Below are 19,485 nucleotides of genomic sequence, written 5' to 3'. Positions count from 1 at the left end.
ATTACTTGGCCCCCTCGACCAAAGCGATATAGGAAGCTGGCTCTAGGCTGGCACCGCCGACAAGTGCGCCATCGATATCCGTTTGACCCATATACTCAGCTACGTTGTTAGGCTTCACGCTGCCGCCGTATTGGATGCGAACGGCATCCGCAGTTGCTTGGTCATATAGGCCAGCAACAACGCCGCGGATGTAACCGATAACGTCCTGTGCATCCTCGGAAGTTGAAGATTTACCAGTACCGATTGCCCAGATTGGCTCATATGCAATAACGACTTCTGCCGCTTGTGCTGCAGATACGCCTTGGAAAGCTGCTTCCGTTTGCACTTTGCAAACATCCTTCGTTTGTCCTGCTTCGCGTTCTTCCAGCTTTTCGCCTACACAGACGATTGGCAGCAAGCCGTTTTTGAAAGAAGCATGTACCTTCTTGTTCACAATCTCATCGGACTCAGCGAAGTATGCACGACGCTCGGAGTGGCCGATAATAACGTATTTCACGCCAAGATCCTTCAACATCACGCCGCTGATTTCACCTGTAAACGCGCCATTATCTTCGAAGTGAACGTTTTGCGCTCCGATTGCGATCGAAGTGCCTTTCGCAGCTTCAACAAGGGCAGGGAGTGTCGTGTAAGGCGCGCATATCACGCTCTCAACACCGTCAACCTCAGCTTTGCCTTTAATCTCGGAGAAAAAGGATACAGCCTCGGATACTGTTTTGAACATTTTCCAGTTGCCTGCAATGATCGGTTTTCTGTTGCTCATGCGTAATCCTCCTCATAACATTTTATTTTGGTGAAAGCTATTATTTATCGTTAAGAGCTACAACGCCTGGAAGCACTTTGCCTTCCATGAACTCAAGGGAAGCGCCGCCGCCTGTCGAGATGAAGTCCATTTTGTCAGCCAGGTGGAATTTCTCAGCTGCTGCTGCCGAATCGCCGCCGCCGATAACCGTGTAGCCTGAGGTTTCTGCACAAGCGTTAGCAACTGCAAGCGTACCATGCGAGAATGGCTCGATTTCAAATACGCCCATCGGTCCGTTCCAAACGACTAGTTTGGAGTTTTTGATTACATCAGCATAAAGCTCACGTGTTTTAGGTCCGATGTCAATGCCTTCCCAATCAGCTGGGATGCTGTCTACGTCAACGATTTGCGTGTTAGCCGTAGCGCTGAAATCATCAGTAACGACGATATCAACTGGGATCAAGAAGTTTTTGCCTAGCTTTTTAGCTTTCTCCATGAACTCCAGAGCAAGATCAAGCTTGCTGTTATCAACAAGTGATTTGCCGATTTCATGGCCTTGCGCTTTGAAGAATGTATAAGACAAGCCACCGCCGATGATTACGTTGTCGGCAATTTCAAGCATTTTGTCGATAACCGCGATTTTGTCTTTTACTTTGGAGCCGCCTACGATTGCTGTGAAAGGACGCTCAGGGTTGTTCAAAGCTTTGCCTAGTACTTCAAGCTCTCTCTCCATTAGAAGGCCGGATACAGCCGGAAGGATATGAGCAATGCCTTCTGTCGATGCGTGCGCGCGGTGAGCAGCGCCGAAAGCGTCGTTTACGAACAAGTCAGCAAGCTTAGCGAAAGCTTTCGCTAGTTCTGGATCATTTTTCTCTTCACCCTCGTAGAAACGTACATTCTCAAGAAGCAAAACATCGCCGTTGTTAAGGGCAGCAACCTGCGCTTCAACCGCTTCGCCAATCGCTTCGTCTGCTTTCGTTACTTGCTTGCCAAGAAGCTCGGACAAGCGCGCTGCGGATGCCGTGTGGCGAAGCTCTTCTACCACTTGGCCGTTCGGACGTCCAAGATGGCTTGCTAGAATAACTTTGGCGCCTTTTTCAATTAGGAAGTTAATTGTAGGAAGCGTTTCACGGATACGCTTGTCATCGGTAATTTTGCCATCCTCTAGCGGCACGTTGAAATCTACGCGGACAAATACCCGTTTACCAGCAAGCTCAGCTACATCACGTACACTTTTCTTATTCATTTATGAAACCTCCCGAATAATTGTTATGGAAAGGGATAGCCGTCGATTTACAAAAAAAAAGAAGGGCGCTCCTTCAAAGAAGAAACGCCCCCGTGATTTACGTCTCCTAGAAGCCGCAAATCATAGACCTGTGCTCCGCCTGCGCGAAAGCCGCGGGTCCGTCCGCCTTCTTTGCTTACAGACCTTTGCTAGCGATGTAAGCAGCAAGATCAACTACGCGGTTCGAGTAGCCCCACTCGTTGTCGTACCATGAGATAACTTTAACCATGTTGCCTTCAACAACCATAGTCGAAAGACCATCGATTGTGGAAGAAGCAGGGTCGCTATTGTAGTCGCTTGATACAAGCGGCAATTCGTTGTAGTTCAAGATGCCTTTAAGAGGTCCGTCAGCAGCTTCTTTCAATGCTGCGTTCACTTCTTCTACAGTTACATCTACTTTAAGCTCAGCAACAAGATCTGTTACGGATACGTTAGGTGTAGGAACACGCATAGCCATACCGTTCAATTTGCCTTTAAGCTCAGGAAGTACAAGAGAAACAGCTTTTGCTGCGCCAGTTGACGAAGGAATGATGTTCTCAGCAGCTGCGCGAGCACGACGCAAGTCTTTGTGTGGAACGTCAAGTACGGATTGGTCATTTGTGTATGAGTGAATAGTTGTCATCATACCTTTAACGATTCCGAATTTGTCGTTCAATACTTTTGCGAAAGGAGCTAGGCAGTTCGTTGTACAAGAAGCGTTGGAAATAATGGTATGTGCCGCAGCGTCGTATTTGTCTTCGTTAACGCCGATAACCACTGTAATATCTTCGTTCGTTGCTGGAGCGGAGATGATAACTTTTTTAGCGCCGCCTTGCAAGTGAAGCTCAGCTTTTTCTTTCGCTGTGAAAATACCAGTTGATTCAACTACGATTTCAACGCCAACAGATCCCCATGGAAGGTCAGCAGGGTTGCGCTCTGCGAATACTTTGATTTCGCGTCCGTTAACAACAAGCGCGCCTTCTTTTGCTTCAACAGTACCGTCAAGTTGACCGTGAGTTGTATCGTATTTCAGAAGATGTGCCAGTGTTGCAGTGTCTGTAAGATCGTTTACTGCCACGATTTGAACATCAGGGTTGTTCAGTGCTGCGCGAAATACGTTACGGCCGATGCGACCAAAACCATTAATACCAACTTTAACCATTTGTAATTCCTCCTAAGCGTTTTTAAAAGAAATGAATATATTTCAAGATGCTTCGCGAATGGCCGGAGCCCTTTGCTAATCATCATGATTCCTTACTGCTGTTTGGCGCTAATTCTTTTCCTGCTCGATTAACGCTACCATTTCCAGTGCTGCCGCTTCATCGGTCACAAGCACGTCATTATGGCCGAAGCGCATAATCGCTGCTATTGCCTCGCCTTTGCTCTTCCCTCCGGCTACGCCTATAACAACTTCAGTCTTCACAATATCCTCAAGCCGTAACCCTACCGTTTGCATTTTGTGCACGACGGCGCCTTTTCGGTCGAAATAAAAACCGAATGATTCCGCCAAAGCTCCCTCGGCTTCCATAGCATCGATAATCGCACGATCCAATCGACGGCGTCTTGCCATGACCATAGCATCTCCGATTCCATGTACAACGATGCGAGCACTGCGGATAACATCTACAATCTCGCGAATATTCGGTTCGTTCATAATGGAGGCGAATGCTTCCTCGCCCAGATGATCCGGCACATGCAGAAGCCTGTATTGCGCCCCTGTTCGCTTGGCCATCATCGATGCAATCGTGTTGGCTTGATAGTCTAGGCTCTCTCCTAGGCCGCCTCTCGCCGGTACGAACCAATTCGTCTTCAGCTCCGATGAGCTCGCTAGCTGGTTTGATACTTGAGCAATCGTGGTCCCGCCGGTTACGGCCACAACATCGTTTGGCCGCATAACTTTGACTAGGATCTGACTGCATGCACGTCCAAGCTCTCGCTTAGTCTGTGCAGACACCTCGGAATCGCCCGCAACGATCACGACCTGCGATAAGCCGTAATGCGTACGAATCGTTTCTTCCAGCTCGGATAGCCCGAACATGGTTTTGTAAAAAGGCTCAAGCTGTTCTAGCAATACCTTGCCTGAATCGCTAATTCGCATACCCGCCGAGTGAATCTCGAGCAGCCCCTGCGATTTCAGAAAGTCGGTCTCCGCACGGAGCATCCGCTCCGTCATCGATAATGCCGACGCCAGCGTTCGGCGTCCGATTAAATCCGACAGCATCACCCGATGCAGAATCGAATACCGTTTCTTCATGACGTCGAGCAGATCAGGCACAAGCTGCTGCTGCAGTTCAACGATCTGACGCATCTCTCATCCTTCACTCCATCGGCCTCTAGCGTATTCGGTTCAAACACATTGGACTCAATATGTCCCGCGGTATCATTTCAAGTCCCACCTTTATTTTAGCGGAAAATGGTTCTTGAAGCAATAGCCGTTTCTGTTTTGAAAACGATTTCCGACACATTTTTAACAAATTTAATTTTTGAACTACTCTTGCTTTCGTTGCTTGAATATCATATAATAATTTTTGCGACTATTTTACGCGCCCGTGGTCCAATGGATATGACGCAGCCCTCCGAAGGCTGAGATCTAGGTTCGATTCCTTGCGGGCGCGCCACAACGCTATTTCAGCCTACTCGGCTTGCAATTTCTATATTGATACACACAGACCGTTCCTATACATGGGAACGGTCTTTTTTATTTTCACTCGTTCCATCTGTAGTCCATCCAGCTTTTTACCCACCCGTGTCCTTGTCCGAAGCATGCCGAAACGCACTAGATTCCCTGTTACAAGGCGCAACGTTCCCTTTTTCATTCAGGAATAACGGTAGATAACGGGATTTGTCTGACTATCTTTGACTTTTGCTTTTTCATCCGTTATTATGAAAATACGATTTAACCATTCATTGTTTTTCGAGGAGGGGGCTTACGTTGGATATGAATTTCGTTCCTATGGTTATTGAGCAAAACAATCGAGGTGAGCGTGCGTATGACATTTACTCTCGCCTATTGAAAGACCGCATTATTTTTCTTGGCTCGGGTGTAAACGACGTGGTGGCCAACTCCATCATTGCGCAATTGCTATTCCTGGCAGCAGACGACCCAGAGAAGGACATTTCTCTTTATATTAACAGCCCAGGCGGTTCGATTACGGCAGGCATGGCTATTTACGATACAATGCAATACATTAAACCTGACGTGTCGACCATTTGCGTAGGTATGGCTGCTTCTATGGGAGCTTTCTTGCTTACTGCTGGCGCCATTGGCAAGCGTTACGCGCTTCCGAACAGCGAGGTCATGATTCACCAGCCGCTAGGCGGAGCAGAAGGCCAAGCAAGTGATATTGCTATCCGCGCAAAACGTATTATTGGTATGCGTGATAAGCTGAACGGTATCCTTGCAGAGCGCAGCGGCCAATCGCTAGAGCGTATAGAGAAGGATACGGACCGTGACTATTTCATGAGTGCTGCTGAAGCGAAGGAATATGGTCTTGTCGATAAAGTAATCGAGAAGCTTGCTTAATACGTTTCACGCTCCATGACAAACGGGGCTGCTCCCATGGGTCTGAATAGACCCAGGGAGCAGCCCCGTTTTTTGTATGACGATTAAACGTCAGAATGAATCGCTGATTTCATAAGCTTCACCTATTAAGAAGAAACGTCTGACGGCGTCCTTTCTATAAACGCCATCGTTTCGGCGAAACGTATAGAAAAAGGATGAGCAACTCATATCCTTTCCTATACGTCAAGCGTAAACGGCTGTCGCTGATCTCTGTGGCAAAAGCAGTCGTTTCGCGGAGAGAAATTAGTACATTTATATGTGAAAACATTTAAATTCTTAGATATTAAAAAAAGCCACCCTCGGTCATGCGACCCTGGACGGCTTTTATTTAATTTTAACGAATTATTGGTTTTCCAGTTCTTCTTTGCTTACCAAAGCGACTAAAGCGTTTACAGCCTGCTCTGCATCCGAACCCTCTGCACTTATGGATACTTCAGTGCCCGAGCTGATTGCTAAGCTCATAATCCCCATTATGGATTTAGCGTTCACTTTTTTGTCGTCTTTCTCTACAAATACTTCGGAGGAAAATTTGTTCGCTTCTTGTACGAATAATGCTGCTGGTCTTGCATGTAGTCCCGTCTTAAGACGAACAACAACCGGAAGCCTTGTCATGGAAACCATACCCCCTATATTTTACTCAAGCATTAGCATGCGGCACATGCACATACGGCTGTAATGCCGCCGTCCTCTTGCTGCGAAAGCTTGTTTTCCGGTCAAAGACAAAAATGCTTTTGCTTGTTTGCTTCGCATTCCTATCTTCATAAATAAAGACATTTTAAATTATTATATCATTATACCAGCCGATACACTAGGATGAAAGTTCATACGCCGCGGATTTTTTCCGCGAGTTCGTCGATTTTGCGCAAACGGTGGTTTACACCCGACTTACTAACCTTTCCTCCCAGCATTTCGCCAACCTCTGTCAGATTCATATCCGGGTGCAAAAGCCTAATCTCGGCAACTTCCTTCAGCTTATCTGGCAGGCTGTCGAGGCCTACTTCGCGCTGCAGCAGCTTGATATTCTCAATCTGCCGAACAGCTGCGCCGATCGTTTTATTCAGGTTAGCCGTTTCACAATTCACGATACGGTTAACGGAGTTGCGCATATCGCGCATGATTCGAACATCTTCAAACTTGAACAAAGCTTGATGCGCGCCGATTATATTGAGGAGTTCGATAATTTTCTCGCCCTCTTTAATATAGAAAATAAAACCCTTCTTCCGTTCGATGCACCTAGCGTTAAGATCGAATTTGTTCGCAAGGTCTACCAGTGACTCGCAATGCTCTTGATACATAGAGGATATCTCCAAATGATAAGAGGAGCCCTCCGGATTGTTGACCGAGCCTCCAGCAAGAAAAGCACCGCGCAAATAGGAGCGCTTGCAGCAAGGCTTGCGAATAATTTCCTTGTCGATGCCCAAGTTGAACATAAATCCTTCGGATACAATTTTGAGCTCGCTCAATATTTCTTGTACCCCAGCCGGGATTCTCACGATATACACGTTGTTTTTCTTCAGCCGCATTTTCTTGCGAACGAGCAGCTCGACATGTATTTCATAATGTTTTTTGAGCAGGGAATAAATTCTTCTGGCAATCGCGGCATTTTCCGTTGAGATGTCCAAAACGACTTTGCGGCTGGATAYGCTAACCGAACCGTTCATCCGTATAAGCGCGGATAGCTCCGCTCTCTCACAACAGCTGTCCGCCTCAATTAGTGTCAGCTCTTTCTTCGTTTGCGCCGCAAATGACATTGTGTATCACCTCTTTCGTAACATCCAGTTCTCCACCAGCTTATATATATGATGGCTTAAACGCTCGGCATCATGCCGTAAAAAAGTTCGGAATAAAACAAGTCGGTCTGCTATAACCTCATAGCCCTTCTGTGTGACTGCATCCAAATCGAGATGCACCGCTTTCGCACCCAGCTCAGCATACTTGCTTTCAATCTGGGGCGGAATCTCACCGTCGTTTACAATTACATAATCGAATAAATGATGGCCAATGTGCGCATGAATCGCATCCAAATGATCGCCTACTGAATAATTATCGGTTTCGCCGGGCTGTGTCATAACATTGCACACAAACAGCTTCACAGACTCAGATTCCACAATGGCATTGGCTAGCTTGGGAACAAGTAAATTAGGAATGATGCTTGTATATAAACTCCCGGGACCAATTAAGATCGCGTCTGCTTGTTCGATGGCTTCTACTGCTTCCTGAAGCGGCTCCACATTGGTCGGCTCCAGAAATACTCGCTTGATTACTTTTCCCGCCTTGGGAATCATCGATTCCCCGGTCACGATCGTGCCGTCTTCCATCTCTGCTTTCAACACAATCGCTTTGCCTGCTGCCGGCAGCACACGTCCTCGAACGGCAAGAACCCTGCTTAGCTCACGTATGCCGGTAACGAAATCGCCGGAAATATCCGTCATTGCCGCCAGCATCAGATTGCCAAGACTATGTCCCGCTAAGCCCGGCACTGTTTTGAAGCGGTATTGCAGCACCTCGGTCAGAAGCGGTTCTGCATCCGCGAGTGCCATTAACACATTCCTTATATCGCCAGGCGGGGGGATCTGCAGCTCGTTACGCAAAATACCTGAGCTGCCTCCATCGTCGGCAACCGTTACGATCGCCGTTATATCGAGCGGTTTCTCTTTAAGCCCGCGAAGCATGACTGAGAGGCCCGTACCGCCGCCAATGACGACGATCTTCGGCCTTCTCAGAATTTTGTGCCTACTTTGCATTCTCTCACCTCGTCAATGCTTGTCACGTTCGGCATCGCGATGACTGACACGCACACGTTCCGTATCGCTGCTGCCGAGCATGCGTCCCAAATATTCAGCTATGGCAACGGAACGATGTTTCCCGCCAGTGCAGCCAATACCAATAACAACCTGACTTTTGCCTTCCTTGCGATAAAGCGGAATAAGGAATTGCAGCATGTCTAGCAGCTTTGTGAGGAATTGCTGTGTTTCAGGCCACTTCATAACATATTCGTACACTTCGGGGGTTTGACCGGTGTTGGGTCTCAAATGCTCAATATAATGAGGATTAGGCAAAAATCGAACATCATAAATTAAGTCAGCATCAATCGGAATGCCATACTTAAAACCGAATGAGGTAACGTTAATCGATAGGCTGTTTTGCTCAAGATTTGTAAAATGGGAAATAATCCGTTCTTTCAGATGCGTCGGCTTCAGTGTACTGGTGTCAATAACCTGAGAAGCCCACCCTTTCAGGTCTTCTAAGAGACGCCGTTCATTCTTGATTCCTTCAAGCGGCATGCCCTCAGGAGCAAGCGGATGTCGGCGACGGCTTTCCTTATAGCGTTGAACGAGCACGCCGTCTGTTGCATCCAGAAACAAAATTTCACAGCTAATCGTGTAATGCTCCTTGATATAAGCAAGCGACTCCGAAAGCGCCGTAAAAAACTCCCTGCCGCGCAAATCGATAACGAGCGCCACGTTTCCAATCTTACCGTTCGACTGTTCAATCAGCTCCGCGAACTTTGGTATAAGAACGGGCGGCAAATTGTCAACGCAGAAGAAACCGAGGTCCTCCAGGCTTTGGACAGCAATCGTTTTGCCCGCGCCAGACATCCCGGTTATAATGACAAGCTTCGCTACTGTTGCTGTCGTTTCCATGATCAAACCTCCTAAAGACTTTGCGAATGCAAAGTCACTTCGTAAGGATATGCTTAGACTTTGCGGATGCAAAGTCACTTCGTAAGGATATGCTCAGACTTTGCGGATGCAAAGTCACCTCGTAAGGATATGCTTAGACTTTGCGAATGCAAAGTCTCCTAATAACTAACCTCTAAGAATAAGTCCTGCTGCACCAACTACGCCTGCATTGTTGCCTAGCGTTGCCGCTACGATTTTCACGTTTTCCTTCGCTTGCTCCTGCGTGTATTTCTCGAATACTTCGCGGATTTGATCGAATAGGAAATCTCCCGCTTTGGATACGCCGCCGCCGATAATGAAATATTGCGGATTAAGCACTATAGCGATCATAGCCATCGATTTGCCCAAATAATAGGCAGCACGGTTTACAATACGAGTCGCTACCTCGTCGCCTGCTTTCGCAGCGTCAAGGACGTCCTTTGCCATAATATCTTCTACGGATGAAAGCGATGTGCGGTCGCCGCGTTCTACAGCGTCCTTCGCCATACGAATAATACCGGTTGCAGAGGATACCGTTTCCAAGCAGCCCATTTTGCCGCAGCCGCATTGAATGGCCTCAAGATCAGGCACGATTGCCATATGACCCAGCTCGCCCGCCATCCCCATATATCCTTCTACGATTTTGCCTTCTATAATAATGCCGCCGCCTACGCCTGTTCCGAGCGTATAGCATACGCAGTGTCCAATTCCTTTGCCCGCTCCGCCCCAAGCCTCGCCTAGTGCCGCCACATTCGCATCATTGTTAACTTTAACCGTCTTATTGAGCTCTTGCTCCAAATACGCTTTCAAATTGACGTTCTCAATTTTCAGGTTTGGCGCAAATTTCACAATACCGTTCGGAATATCCAAGAAGCCGGCAATGCCTACGCCTACACCGTCTACTTGCTCCCATGAAAAGTCGGATTCTGTTACGATTTGCTGCGCGTATTTTGCGATATTTTGAAGGATAGTGTCCGTTCCTTTACTCGCTTCCGTCGGCCCTTCATACGTGTGGAGCAACTGCCCATCCGCATTGCAAATGCCTACCTTAATTGCTGTTCCGCCGACATCGACTCCAACGTAAATCTTTTCAGACATCACTAGTCCACCTCATCAATATGTTAATCTTCTCTGTAACACTATAAGCGACCTTTATCCTCTGGTCAAGATAGATGAATACGGGTAAAAGGGGCATTCTTGGCTATTGAAAAGGCTATACCTTCAAGCGTCGCGCTCTGCCGGTATAGCCCTTTCTCTATCTTATGTTGCTTATTCGGCAAGTATTAAAGCGATTGGCTCCAGTCATGCGTCACGGTGCCCTCGAGGAATCTCTCGCAATCAAGAGCCGCCATACAACCGCTGCCCGCTGCTGTAATCGCTTGGCGGTATTTGCTGTCTTGTACATCGCCGCAAGCGAATACGCCTGGTACGTTCGTTTCGGAGGTGCCCGGCTTCACGACAATGTAGCCATTATCATCCGTGTCAATTTGGCCGTTTAGGAACTTTGTATTAGGCGTATGCCCAATTGCAATGAAGATACCGTCTGTTTCGATAACGTCTTCTTCGCCCGTTACATTGTCACGGACCTTAAGTCCAGTAACGCCCATGCCCGTTGCGACAACCTCAACCGGCGTACGGTTTAGGCTCCAGCTGATTTTTTCGTTCTCGCGAGCGCGGTCCTGCATAATTTTGGAGGCACGCAGCTCATCTCGGCGGTTAACCAGCTCTACGTTCGTTGCAAAGCGGGTTAGGAAGCTTGCTTCCTCCATCGCGGAGTCGCCGCCGCCGACAACGATAATTTTCTTGCCACGGAAGAAGAAACCATCGCAAGTTGCGCAAGTGCTGACTCCTTTGCCGACATTGTCTCTCTCGCCAGGAATTCCGAGGTATTTAGCCGATGCCCCTGTGGAGATAATGACGCTCTCGCCCACAATTTCACCTTGGCCTTCAACCTGAAGCTTGAAAGGACGCTCGGACATATCCACGCTGTTAACCCAACCCGTAATAAACTTTGCGCCGAAACGCTCCGCTTGCTTGCGCATGTTCGCCATGAGCTCTGGTCCCATAATGCCTTCCGGGAAACCAGGGAAGTTCTCAACCTCAGTCGTAGTCGTCAATTGCCCGCCAGGCTCAGGTCCTTCAATAATAAGCGGGTTCATATTGGCGCGTGCCAAGTAAATAGCTGCTGTAAGTCCGGCAGGGCCGGTACCGATAATAATGGATTTGTACATCGTCTTTCACCTCGTAAAAGTTTATTCGTCCTGCGCTTCCTGCGTCGAGAAGACAGAGCTCATCGACTTCATCTTTTCTTTGATACCGCATACCTCGTCAATCAGCTTGACGTTCTTGCTGACTGTCGCGATCGACGTTCCATACCTAACCGAGACTTCATGGTACGAGATCGACCTCCGGTGCATCTTGGCCGTCAAATATTCCAAAGCAGCTGCCCAGCCCTCAGGCTTCGCAAGCTTAGGGACATCCGGATACACGCGTGATAGAAACTCTACCCATAAGGTCATTAAGTCATGCTGCTGCACCAAATCGTATTGCTTGCTCATGCGGGAAAGCGCCGTTTCCACAACAGCCTGCCACTTGTCTTCCCAAACAGGAAGCCGCGAAGGAACCCGGTTAGGCTCAATGACGGTTTCTTTTCCTTCCAGGAAGATCGGCAACGGCTCTTGCACGCCCATGGTTCGAAGCACGAAGATGGCAATGCGCTTCAGGTAGTCATCCTCGTCCCGTTCTAGCAGGAAGGTTTGGAGCACATCCTTCACTTCGCTGTCCGCGATCATGCCTAAAGCCTGAATGACCTGTAGCTTCGTATGCTGGTCGCCATGGCGCAGCGCCCAGAAAAACGATGACCGAACGAGCGGGTCACGTTTAAGATGATCGGGAATGCCATCTGAGGATTTCTCCCACAGCTTGAATTGCTCCTCGAATGGCAAATGATAGTGATAGCTGATCGATGCCGTCATCTCTCCGCCGCGCAATAGCTCTAGCTGCTCCATATAATAATGGGGTATGCCCGATTTGGGGTCCAGCTTAATCGTCTGCTTCCATAGCCGTTCCGCTTCCTGCAAGCGTCCGATATTGCAAGCGGCAACAGCCGCATAATGATATAAGCTCGGATCCTGCGTCAGCTCAGAGTCTTTCAGAAGCCTTGTAAAATGCTTGTAAGCAGCTCCATGCTCTCCTAAGATGCCCATAGTCGTTGCCAGTTTAAACACATGCTCCTGATGAAACGGTACCGTCTTCGTAAGCAGCTCGACAAGCGGCCGCAGGCTTGCTTCGTCGTTCTTATGCTGATAGAAGATGGCGAGGTTGCAAAGCGCGTGGAGATTGCCCGCTTCAAGCTCAAGCACCTCATGAATGGTATCCATCGCCTTGTCGAACATGCCCATATAATAATAAGCCAGCGCCAAATTGTTGCGGGCAGCAAGGAAGTCCGGCTGTCCCTCAATAATTTTCTCTAGAATACGCACAGCCTCAGTGAATTTGCCTTCCTCCAGCAGAGTGCGGGCCAAATCATGCTCAACCATGCCTTCGCGCGATTTAATATTCGTCAGACGCGTCGGGCGCTCCAGCTCATAATGCAGAAGATCCATCATATCCTCTGCCTCATCTAGGAACTGTCCTTCCGAATCCTCTTCTAAATATCGTATAAGCGAGCCTTCGGCCGCTTCATATTGTTCCATATTCGCATAATTGTTCGCCATATAGAAATGGCATTCCGTCATCGTCGGATCAAGCTCATCCACAATCCAGCCCAGAATCCGGTTGGATTCCTCATAATTGCCCATTTCCGATAGGATGCCGGCCATATTGCAATGGTTTACCGGATTATCCGGCTCGTATTCCACGGCGCGACGAAAATATTTAAGTGCCTTGTCATAATGGAATCGATCTAGTGACCGAACCGCACGTTCGAAAAAAAACGTGGCGTCCCATTGAACCGGTATGACTTTCGTCTGTTGATCTACGGCAACACGTTTCTTCCCTTTCACTGGCAAGGCACCTCCCGTTACTTCCGATTTTCTACGATTATACCATAGCCATACCTTTGAGAACATGAAAGAATATGTGGGAAAATCGCGGACAGCAAATACGCCACCCGCGATTTCCCGCGTCCTTGCTATTCAATTCATGCAATCGGCATTCCTGAATGAGCGCTTATACGCCGTTGTTTTTGAACAAAGTACTGATGGAGCCGCCCTCCAAAATGATGCGTGTTGCTTCTGCAAGCAGAGGGGCAACCGATAGCACCTTAAAGCGTTCCGGCGTCGATTCCGGCAAGCTGATGGAGTCCGTAACGATAACCTCTTTAATATTAGGATGATCCAAACGCTCAATGGCTGAGCCGGAGAATAGCGGGTGCGTTGCGCATACGTATACATCCTCGGCGCCGCGCTCCTTCAAGCCCTCCACAACGTTTACGATTGTTGAGCCCGTATCAATCAGATCCTCAATGATAATAGGCGTCTGACCTTCGACATCCCCGATTACGTGTGTAATAACCGATTCGTTGTGCGCTGGGCGTTTCTTGATCATAATCGCGAACGATGTATCCAGGTAGTTCGCAAGCTTCTCTGCGGTTGAAGCACGTCCTGCATCCGGCGATACGACAACCGGGTTCTTGATGTTCTTTGTCTTCAAGTAATCGCTGATGAGATCAAGCGCCGTCATATGATCGACCGGAATGTTGAAGAAGCCTTGAATAGCTGGAGCATGTAGGTCGATTGTGATTACGCGGTTCGCTCCAACAGTCGTGAGCACATCCGCCAGCATTTTCGCTGAAATCGGCTCCCGTGGCGCTGCTTTGCGCTCCTGACGCGCATAGCCGTAATACGGCATGATGATGTTGACCGTTCTTGCGGATGCACGCTTCGCCGCATCAATCATAACGAGCAATTCGACAAAATGCTCGTTGATCGGATGCGAGAACGATTGCACGAGGAATACATCACAATTCCGAATCGTTTCCTCGTAATGCACATAAATCTCACCGCTTTTGAAACGGGACATCTTGATCGCGCCTAACGTCAGACCAAGCTCTGCACTAATTTTCTGAGCCAATACCGGATTAGACGAACCCGAAAAAATACGCACCTTGTCGCTTAACATGATACCCTCCTGAGCGTTAAAACCAATTAATTTTACGGAACAAGTACTCGTCCTTGTCGGATCATTCGACAAAGCTTGTTTGATCTTCTATATTATACATGTAATTTACGATATTTCAAAAATCAATCATCACTAATTTTCGACAATTAAATGTCGCCAGCTGCTTATATCCAACTTCTCTCAGTACGGAGTAGGCTTGATCCAAGTATTGCCCGAGTCTTTCCGGTTGATGAGCATCCGATCCTACGGTGAGCGGAATGCCTAACTCAAGCGCATATTCGAGCATTCTGCGGCTTGGGAACATCTCTGCGGCAGGCGTGCGCAGACCCGATGCGTTAAGCTCAATGGCCATCCCGCTTCGCTTGACCGCTTGAAGCGCCGCATTCTCCAAGTGGGTTACATCCTCCTCCGGCTTGAAGCCGAAGCGTTTGATCACGTCGATATGCCCAATATAATCATAAAAGCCGCTCGCCGCCGCTTTCCCTACAGCAGCGTAATACTGTTCGTAAACGGCCATGCGGTCACGGCCTTCCCACCCTGCCGTTTGCCGGAAATCGGTAATGTCCCATTCGCCAAGAAAGTGAACGGAGCCAATGACATAATCCCATGGGTAGGCATTCACGATTGCTTCGATCTGCTGCTCGCAGCCCTCGATATAATCGCCTTCCAAGCCTACCCGAATGTCGATCTGCCCCTTGTACTTTTCCTTGAGCGCTAGGCACTCCTCTACGTATCGGGGCAGCTCCTCCATTGGCATGGCCATCTCCGGATAATACGAAGCAGGGTCAACGTGGAGCAGCGGCATATGATCGGAAAGGCCGAGCTGCACGAGTCCGATCTCTATTCCCTTCCGTACGTATTCCTCCAGCTCGCCTACGGCGTGGCCGCAACGGGCATGATGGGTATGGTAATCGATAAACATGTGCGTACCGGCCTTTCTTTCATTATTTGAAGATAAGCGTTCGCTATCTCATTTTGTTCGTTGTCTTTTTCCCATGACGGCTATGGATTTCGCTAATTACATCATCAAGCGGCAGCCCTCTCTCGCGAAGCAGCACCATCAAGTGGAAAATCAGATCGCCGACTTCGCTTCTCAGCTCATCGTTGTCTTTATTTTTGGCGGCGATAATGACCTCAGAAGCTTCCTCGCCGACCTTTTTCAATATTTTGTCCACGCCTTTGTCGAACAGATAAGACGTATAAGAGCCCTCAGGACGCTCCGCATAGCGCTCAGCTATCGTGCCTTCCAGCTGTCCCAGCGTTCCGAAACGGTCCGCAGCCGGTGCTGCATCGCTTGTGGAAGCTGCTGCGTTTCCGTTCACCTCAACATGGTTGAAGAAGCAGCTATAGCGGCCCGTATGGCAGGCTGGACCTTTTTGATCAACCTTTACCAAAAGCGTGTCGCCATCGCAATCGTAGGCCAAAGAGACAATGCGCTGCGTATGTCCGCTTGTCGCGCCTTTATTCCACAGCTCATTGCGCGACCTGCTCCAGAACCAAGTCACGCCCGATTCTACCGACAGCTGCAGCGACTCCTTGCTCATGTATGCCATCATAAGCACTTCTTTGCTTTGCGCATCCTGCACGATTGCAGGAACGAGCCCCGCTTCGTCCCATTTAATGCTTGAGCTCAGATCGTTTAAATTGAATTCCGTCATCGTACTTCTACTCCCTTTAACCGCAAATCGTCTTTCACTTCACGGATCGTCATTTCTTTATAGTGGAAAATCGTTGCAGCAAGAGCAGCATCTGCATTAGCTTGCTTGAATACATCGTTGAAATGCTCGATTCTTCCCGCTCCGCCTGAAGCGATAACCGGAATGCCCAGCGATTCGGAAACCGCCTTGGTCAGCTTAATATCGAAGCCATCCTTCGTACCGTCGGCGTCCATGCTCGTCAGCAGAATTTCACCCGCGCCAAGCCTCTCCACCTCGCGAGCCCATTCTAGAGCTTTGATGCCCGTTGTTTTGCGTCCACCGTGCGTATAAACTTCCCACTCGCCCCACTCCGCATTAAACTTTGCGTCTATGGCAACCACAATGCACTGCGAGCCGAATTTGCGGGAGCCCTCCTGCACAAGCGCAGGATTAACGACGGCTGCAGTATTAATGCCGATTTTGTCAGCGCCCGCACGCAGCAGCCGTTTCATGTCATCGACATGGGAAATGCCTCCGCCTACCGTGAACGGAATCGTAATTTCACCAGCCGTCCGTTTGACGACCTCGATCATGGTTGCGCGGCCCTCTACCGAAGCCGAGATGTCCAAAAAGACAAGCTCATCCGCGCCTTCCTTGTCATAGGTAGCCGCAAGCTCGACGGGATCTCCGGCATCGCGCAAATTTACGAAGTTCACGCCTTTCACAACGCGGCCATCCTTCACGTCCAGGCATGGAATAATACGCTTCGCCAGCATGTTTCCCTCTCCTTTTTTCCCCGATAAACGGGCTTCAATATATTATCCATCCTATAAATAACGAGATTATGACTGCTCGTTTTTCGTCAGCGCAAGGAAGCTGCCTAGCAGCTGCATGCCCAGATCTCCGCTTTTCTCAGGATGGAACTGCATGCCGAATACGTTGCCGCGCCCGACAATAGCCGTTACCTGCTGGTAATAATCCGTAGTCGCAAGCAGATCGGAGGCCTGCTCCACCTTCGCATGGAAGGAGTGGACAAAATAGACATGGCCTTCAGTCAAACCATTAAATAACGGCGATTGCCCTTGAAGGAACGACAGCTTGTTCCAGCCCATATGCGGAATTTTGTAATCTCCCGAGAAGCGCACAACCTTGCCGGGCAAAAGATTCAGCCCCTCATGCATGCCGTACTCCTCGCTCGCAGTGAATAGCAGCTGCATGCCAAGGCAAATGCCGAGCATCGGCTTTCCTGATGCAGCGTAAGCCTTCGCTACCTCGTCAAGCTTCGTCTCGCGCAGGTTCTGCATCGCATCGCCGAAAGCCCCAACGCCCGGCAGGATTGCGCCTGCTGCTGCAGCGATTGTTGCCGGATCATCGGTAATGACCGCCTCATAGCCCAGACGCTCTACCGCTTTGCTTACGCTGTGCAGATTGCCCATGCCGTAATCGATAATCGCGATCATGCTATAGCACTCCCTTCGTCGAAGGTACTCCTTGCACGCGCGGGTCAATGCTCGTCGCTTCATCCAGCGCACGTCCAAGCGCTTTAAATACCGCCTCGATCATGTGGTGCGTGTTTTTGCCGTAGTGCACAATGACGTGGAGCGTAATGCGGGACTCCAGTGCCAGCTTCCAAAGAAACTCATGAACAAGCTCCGTAGAGAAGCTGCCTACCTGTGCAGAAGGGTACTCCGCGCGGTATTCGAAATGCGGACGGTTGCTCACGTCGATAATAACCTGTGCAAGCGCCTCATCCATTGGTACGAATACGCTGGCATAACGTTTGATCCCGCGTTTGTCGCCCAGCGCCTCGCGAAGCGTCTGGCCGATGCAAATGCCGATATCCTCTACCGTATGGTGATCGTCAATGTCAATATCTCCGCGCGCTTCAAGCTCCAGGTTGAACTGGCCGTGCTTCGTAAACAAATCAAGCATATGGTTCAGGAAAGGGACATCCGTTTCGATTTTCGTCTCGCCCGTTCCATCCACTGCAAATGTAAGCTTAATATCCGTCTCATTCGTCTTGCGTGCTACCGATGCTTCGCGTACCCGATTTTGATTTTCCGACACTTTCATTCCTTCTTTCTCCGTTAAGTTTAGTTTTGATGTTGATCTAAGTATTTGGTGCTGCTTTGGAAGCTAGCTTGTAGGTGCTGTATTGCGGTTTGTGCAAGGAAACCGCTTTGTTGCTACCGTTTGAATGCTGCGTTTTAGTTTTGGGCAATAGAAACGGCTTTTCTACTAGCTCTGATGCTGCGTTGTAGCTTGTATAGAAAAACTATAGAATAACCAATTTGCTACTTGCTTCCGGTACTACGTTGCAGTTTGCGCATCAGAAACCTCATTGCTATTTGCTACCTATACTACGTTGCAGTTTGTGCAATAGAAACCACTTGTTTCTACCCGTTCGAATGCTACCCCTGGTCGAACAACAATTTAAGCAGCACGTAAACCAGTAAAGCCGTGTACAACTGACCATACACGGCATTTGGGGTTGTTCCAAATAGCTGCGGTACGTTCAGGTGCTGCTTGATCCAACGAAAAAACACTTCAATCTGCCACCGTTTCTTATACATCGCGGCAATGTTCTCAGCCGAAGGCCTGTGTAAATTAGTTGCAAGAATGACTGGATTGCCCTGTGGGTCCTTTAGGATCACAACCCGAAAACGGTTTTTTGAGAGGGTTGCCTTTTTCCCTAGTTGGCAAGTCAAGTCCTGTTCAATAGAACCAGCAAGCGGACGTTTGCGTATCCGAAGAACAGGTTTATGAAAGTGTGTGTTATCTCTAAGCCTAATTACAAAATATTGATGTTGATCCATATACTCATCAAACCGTTTATGCTTGCCATACGCACGGTCTGCCACCAAAATGAAACGGTTATCCAGCACGTCTTTACAACTCGAAATGTCGGGGCTATTCCCAGTTGTCTCTGTCACTTTATGCAACTGAGCGGTATCCGCAATAAGTGAAACATGGAGTTTTATCCCTGCTTTTTCGGCTTTTAGTGGTGCCCAGGGCAGTCGTTCTTTACCTGTTGTTATCTTAGTCGAATCGACAACAAGCAACTGCTTCGGGATACGCAGACGGCGTCGCGCTGAACGATTGCATTTCTTTATCATCAAACTAAGCAACTGCTTAAACAGCTCAAATGGAACCTCTTTGGCTTTCTTCGAGATGGTGGAATAGTTCACTCTTTCAAGCCCGGAGAAGGGCATGCGTTTCTCTCCGTCCCGGTAGCCRTCCCACTGCTGAAGAGCCGCTTGGGATAAAAACAGAAAGAGATCATAYACCGTGAATTTTCGCGCAGAGTCCACGTAGCCAACCTGTTCTATGAAGGGAAGCACTTCTGCTTTCGGTAAAATAGTTTGCAGAATATTCGATAACCTAGTAGACTTTTTCATGAGGTCGCCTCGTTTCGGATGTTTGTAGGGGTACAAACAGTTTACCGAATAGGCGGCCTTTTTTCATTCCATTTTTTGGTTAATCAACAGACCTGAGACCTG

At 48.8% G+C, this 19,485-nt stretch carries 19 protein-coding genes and 1 tRNA gene; 2 read left to right on the top strand and 18 right to left on the bottom strand.

All coding sequences use genetic code 11. The features are described from left to right. Window position 1: 1 nt before the first annotated feature. The 4 genes from tpiA to AB4Z29_RS17830 all read right to left on the bottom strand — a co-directional run bounded on the left by tpiA (window position 2) and on the right by AB4Z29_RS17830 (window position 4,311). Window positions 2–760, bottom strand: coding sequence for a triose-phosphate isomerase (gene tpiA / locus AB4Z29_RS17845; RefSeq protein ID WP_441944373.1), 759 nt, complete (start codon window positions 758–760; stop codon window positions 2–4). 40 nt (window positions 761–800) lie between these two features. Next, entirely contained in the window at window positions 801–1,985 is a 1,185-nt protein-coding gene (locus AB4Z29_RS17840; protein WP_441944372.1) for a phosphoglycerate kinase, read from the bottom strand. Between the two features lie 175 nt (window positions 1,986–2,160). Then, window positions 2,161–3,165 carry a type I glyceraldehyde-3-phosphate dehydrogenase gene (gene gap, locus AB4Z29_RS17835; protein ID WP_441944371.1) on the bottom strand — a complete coding sequence of 335 codons (1,005 nt, stop codon included), beginning with the start codon at window positions 3,163–3,165 and terminating at the stop codon, window positions 2,161–2,163. A 108-nt stretch (window positions 3,166–3,273) separates the two neighbouring features. After that, the gene (locus AB4Z29_RS17830; RefSeq protein WP_441944370.1) at window positions 3,274–4,311 is read right to left on the bottom strand and encodes a sugar-binding transcriptional regulator; all 1,038 of its coding nucleotides are present in this window, start codon (window positions 4,309–4,311) and stop codon (window positions 3,274–3,276) included. Window positions 4,312–4,546: 235 nt separating this feature from the next. Here AB4Z29_RS17830 and AB4Z29_RS17825 point away from each other — a divergent pair. Then, window positions 4,547–4,621, top strand: a tRNA-Arg gene (locus AB4Z29_RS17825). 320 nt (window positions 4,622–4,941) lie between these two features. Beyond that, window positions 4,942–5,526: an ATP-dependent Clp endopeptidase proteolytic subunit ClpP gene (gene clpP / locus AB4Z29_RS17820; RefSeq protein WP_169091151.1), complete on the top strand. Its 585-nt coding sequence runs from the start codon at window positions 4,942–4,944 to the stop codon at window positions 5,524–5,526. Window positions 5,527–5,907: 381 nt separating this feature from the next. On the opposite strand, the gene AB4Z29_RS17815 is transcribed toward clpP, so the two are convergent. The 14 genes from AB4Z29_RS17815 to AB4Z29_RS17750 form a co-directional block, all read right to left on the bottom strand. Next, window positions 5,908–6,177, bottom strand: coding sequence for an HPr family phosphocarrier protein (locus AB4Z29_RS17815; RefSeq protein WP_028609180.1), 270 nt, complete (start codon window positions 6,175–6,177; stop codon window positions 5,908–5,910). A 209-nt stretch (window positions 6,178–6,386) separates the two neighbouring features. Then, window positions 6,387–7,316 (bottom strand): DNA-binding protein WhiA, encoded by a 930-nt coding sequence (gene whiA / locus AB4Z29_RS17810; protein WP_441944369.1) that lies wholly within the window; start codon window positions 7,314–7,316, stop codon window positions 6,387–6,389. A gap of 6 nt (window positions 7,317–7,322) precedes the next feature. Next, window positions 7,323–8,309, bottom strand: coding sequence for a gluconeogenesis factor YvcK family protein (locus AB4Z29_RS17805; RefSeq protein ID WP_441944368.1), 987 nt, complete (start codon window positions 8,307–8,309; stop codon window positions 7,323–7,325). Between the two features lie 12 nt (window positions 8,310–8,321). Next, window positions 8,322–9,209, bottom strand: coding sequence for an RNase adapter RapZ (gene rapZ, locus AB4Z29_RS17800; RefSeq protein WP_183570732.1), 888 nt, complete (start codon window positions 9,207–9,209; stop codon window positions 8,322–8,324). A gap of 165 nt (window positions 9,210–9,374) precedes the next feature. Beyond that, window positions 9,375–10,325 (bottom strand): ROK family glucokinase, encoded by a 951-nt coding sequence (locus tag AB4Z29_RS17795; protein ID WP_183570734.1) that lies wholly within the window; start codon window positions 10,323–10,325, stop codon window positions 9,375–9,377. 185 nt (window positions 10,326–10,510) lie between these two features. Next, window positions 10,511–11,458 carry a thioredoxin-disulfide reductase gene (trxB, locus tag AB4Z29_RS17790; protein ID WP_441944367.1) on the bottom strand — a complete coding sequence of 316 codons (948 nt, stop codon included), beginning with the start codon at window positions 11,456–11,458 and terminating at the stop codon, window positions 10,511–10,513. A 21-nt stretch (window positions 11,459–11,479) separates the two neighbouring features. After that, a complete protein-coding gene (locus tag AB4Z29_RS17785) occupies window positions 11,480–13,231 on the bottom strand; it encodes a tetratricopeptide repeat protein (RefSeq protein WP_441944366.1) in 1,752 nt (583 codons plus the stop codon). Window positions 13,232–13,397: 166 nt separating this feature from the next. Then, entirely contained in the window at window positions 13,398–14,348 is a 951-nt protein-coding gene (locus tag AB4Z29_RS17780; RefSeq protein ID WP_183570740.1) for a ribose-phosphate diphosphokinase, read from the bottom strand. Window positions 14,349–14,463: 115 nt separating this feature from the next. Then, window positions 14,464–15,270 carry a histidinol-phosphatase HisJ gene (hisJ, locus tag AB4Z29_RS17775; protein WP_441944365.1) on the bottom strand — a complete coding sequence of 269 codons (807 nt, stop codon included), beginning with the start codon at window positions 15,268–15,270 and terminating at the stop codon, window positions 14,464–14,466. A 43-nt stretch (window positions 15,271–15,313) separates the two neighbouring features. Then, window positions 15,314–16,006 (bottom strand): bifunctional phosphoribosyl-AMP cyclohydrolase/phosphoribosyl-ATP diphosphatase HisIE, encoded by a 693-nt coding sequence (hisIE, locus tag AB4Z29_RS17770; RefSeq protein ID WP_441944364.1) that lies wholly within the window; start codon window positions 16,004–16,006, stop codon window positions 15,314–15,316. After that, window positions 16,003–16,761, bottom strand: coding sequence for an imidazole glycerol phosphate synthase subunit HisF (gene hisF / locus AB4Z29_RS17765; RefSeq protein WP_441944363.1), 759 nt, complete (start codon window positions 16,759–16,761; stop codon window positions 16,003–16,005). Before hisF ends, hisIE begins: the two co-directional genes overlap by 4 nt. A 66-nt stretch (window positions 16,762–16,827) precedes the next feature. Next, the gene (gene hisH / locus AB4Z29_RS17760) at window positions 16,828–17,445 is read right to left on the bottom strand and encodes an imidazole glycerol phosphate synthase subunit HisH (RefSeq protein WP_441944362.1); all 618 of its coding nucleotides are present in this window, start codon (window positions 17,443–17,445) and stop codon (window positions 16,828–16,830) included. 1 nt (window position 17,446) lies between these two features. Beyond that, on the bottom strand, window positions 17,447–18,058 hold the full coding sequence (hisB, locus tag AB4Z29_RS17755; protein WP_441944361.1) for an imidazoleglycerol-phosphate dehydratase HisB: 612 nt from the start codon (window positions 18,056–18,058) through the stop codon (window positions 17,447–17,449). A gap of 338 nt (window positions 18,059–18,396) precedes the next feature. Further along, on the bottom strand, window positions 18,397–19,383 hold the full coding sequence (locus tag AB4Z29_RS17750) for an IS4 family transposase (protein WP_441944360.1): 987 nt from the start codon (window positions 19,381–19,383) through the stop codon (window positions 18,397–18,399). Window positions 19,384–19,485 lie beyond the last annotated feature (102 nt).

The organism is Paenibacillus sp. 2TAB23 (assembly GCF_052115165.1).
In the GTDB taxonomy this organism is placed as follows: domain Bacteria; phylum Bacillota; class Bacilli; order Paenibacillales; family Paenibacillaceae; genus Pristimantibacillus.
This window is presented reverse-complemented; position numbering and strand designations above follow the sequence as displayed.

Bases quoted from the DNA above. Each gene is read 5' to 3' on its own strand.
- hisIE (WP_441944364.1), bottom strand. From the start codon at position 16,006: ATGACGGAATTCAATTTAAACGATCTGAGCTCAAGCATTAAATGGGAC.
- hisJ (WP_441944365.1), bottom strand. From the start codon at position 15,270: ATGTTTATCGATTACCATACCCATCATGCCCGTTGCGGCCACGCCGTA.
- AB4Z29_RS17840 (WP_441944372.1), bottom strand. From the start codon at position 1,985: ATGAATAAGAAAAGTGTACGTGATGTAGCTGAGCTTGCTGGTAAACGG.
- clpP (WP_169091151.1), top strand. From the start codon at position 4,942: ATGAATTTCGTTCCTATGGTTATTGAGCAAAACAATCGAGGTGAGCGT.
- hisB (WP_441944361.1), bottom strand. From the start codon at position 18,058: ATGAAAGTGTCGGAAAATCAAAATCGGGTACGCGAAGCATCGGTAGCA.
- gap (WP_441944371.1), bottom strand. From the start codon at position 3,165: ATGGTTAAAGTTGGTATTAATGGTTTTGGTCGCATCGGCCGTAACGTA.
- AB4Z29_RS17795 (WP_183570734.1), bottom strand. From the start codon at position 10,325: ATGTCTGAAAAGATTTACGTTGGAGTCGATGTCGGCGGAACAGCAATT.
- tpiA (WP_441944373.1), bottom strand. From the start codon at position 760: ATGAGCAACAGAAAACCGATCATTGCAGGCAACTGGAAAATGTTCAAA.
- AB4Z29_RS17815 (WP_028609180.1), bottom strand. From the start codon at position 6,177: ATGACAAGGCTTCCGGTTGTTGTTCGTCTTAAGACGGGACTACATGCA.
- rapZ (WP_183570732.1), bottom strand. From the start codon at position 9,209: ATGGAAACGACAGCAACAGTAGCGAAGCTTGTCATTATAACCGGGATG.
- AB4Z29_RS17805 (WP_441944368.1), bottom strand. From the start codon at position 8,309: ATGCAAAGTAGGCACAAAATTCTGAGAAGGCCGAAGATCGTCGTCATT.
- hisF (WP_441944363.1), bottom strand. From the start codon at position 16,761: ATGCTGGCGAAGCGTATTATTCCATGCCTGGACGTGAAGGATGGCCGC.
- trxB (WP_441944367.1), bottom strand. From the start codon at position 11,458: ATGTACAAATCCATTATTATCGGTACCGGCCCTGCCGGACTTACAGCA.
- AB4Z29_RS17830 (WP_441944370.1), bottom strand. From the start codon at position 4,311: ATGCGTCAGATCGTTGAACTGCAGCAGCAGCTTGTGCCTGATCTGCTC.
- AB4Z29_RS17780 (WP_183570740.1), bottom strand. From the start codon at position 14,348: ATGTTAAGCGACAAGGTGCGTATTTTTTCGGGTTCGTCTAATCCGGTA.
- hisH (WP_441944362.1), bottom strand. From the start codon at position 17,445: ATGATCGCGATTATCGATTACGGCATGGGCAATCTGCACAGCGTAAGC.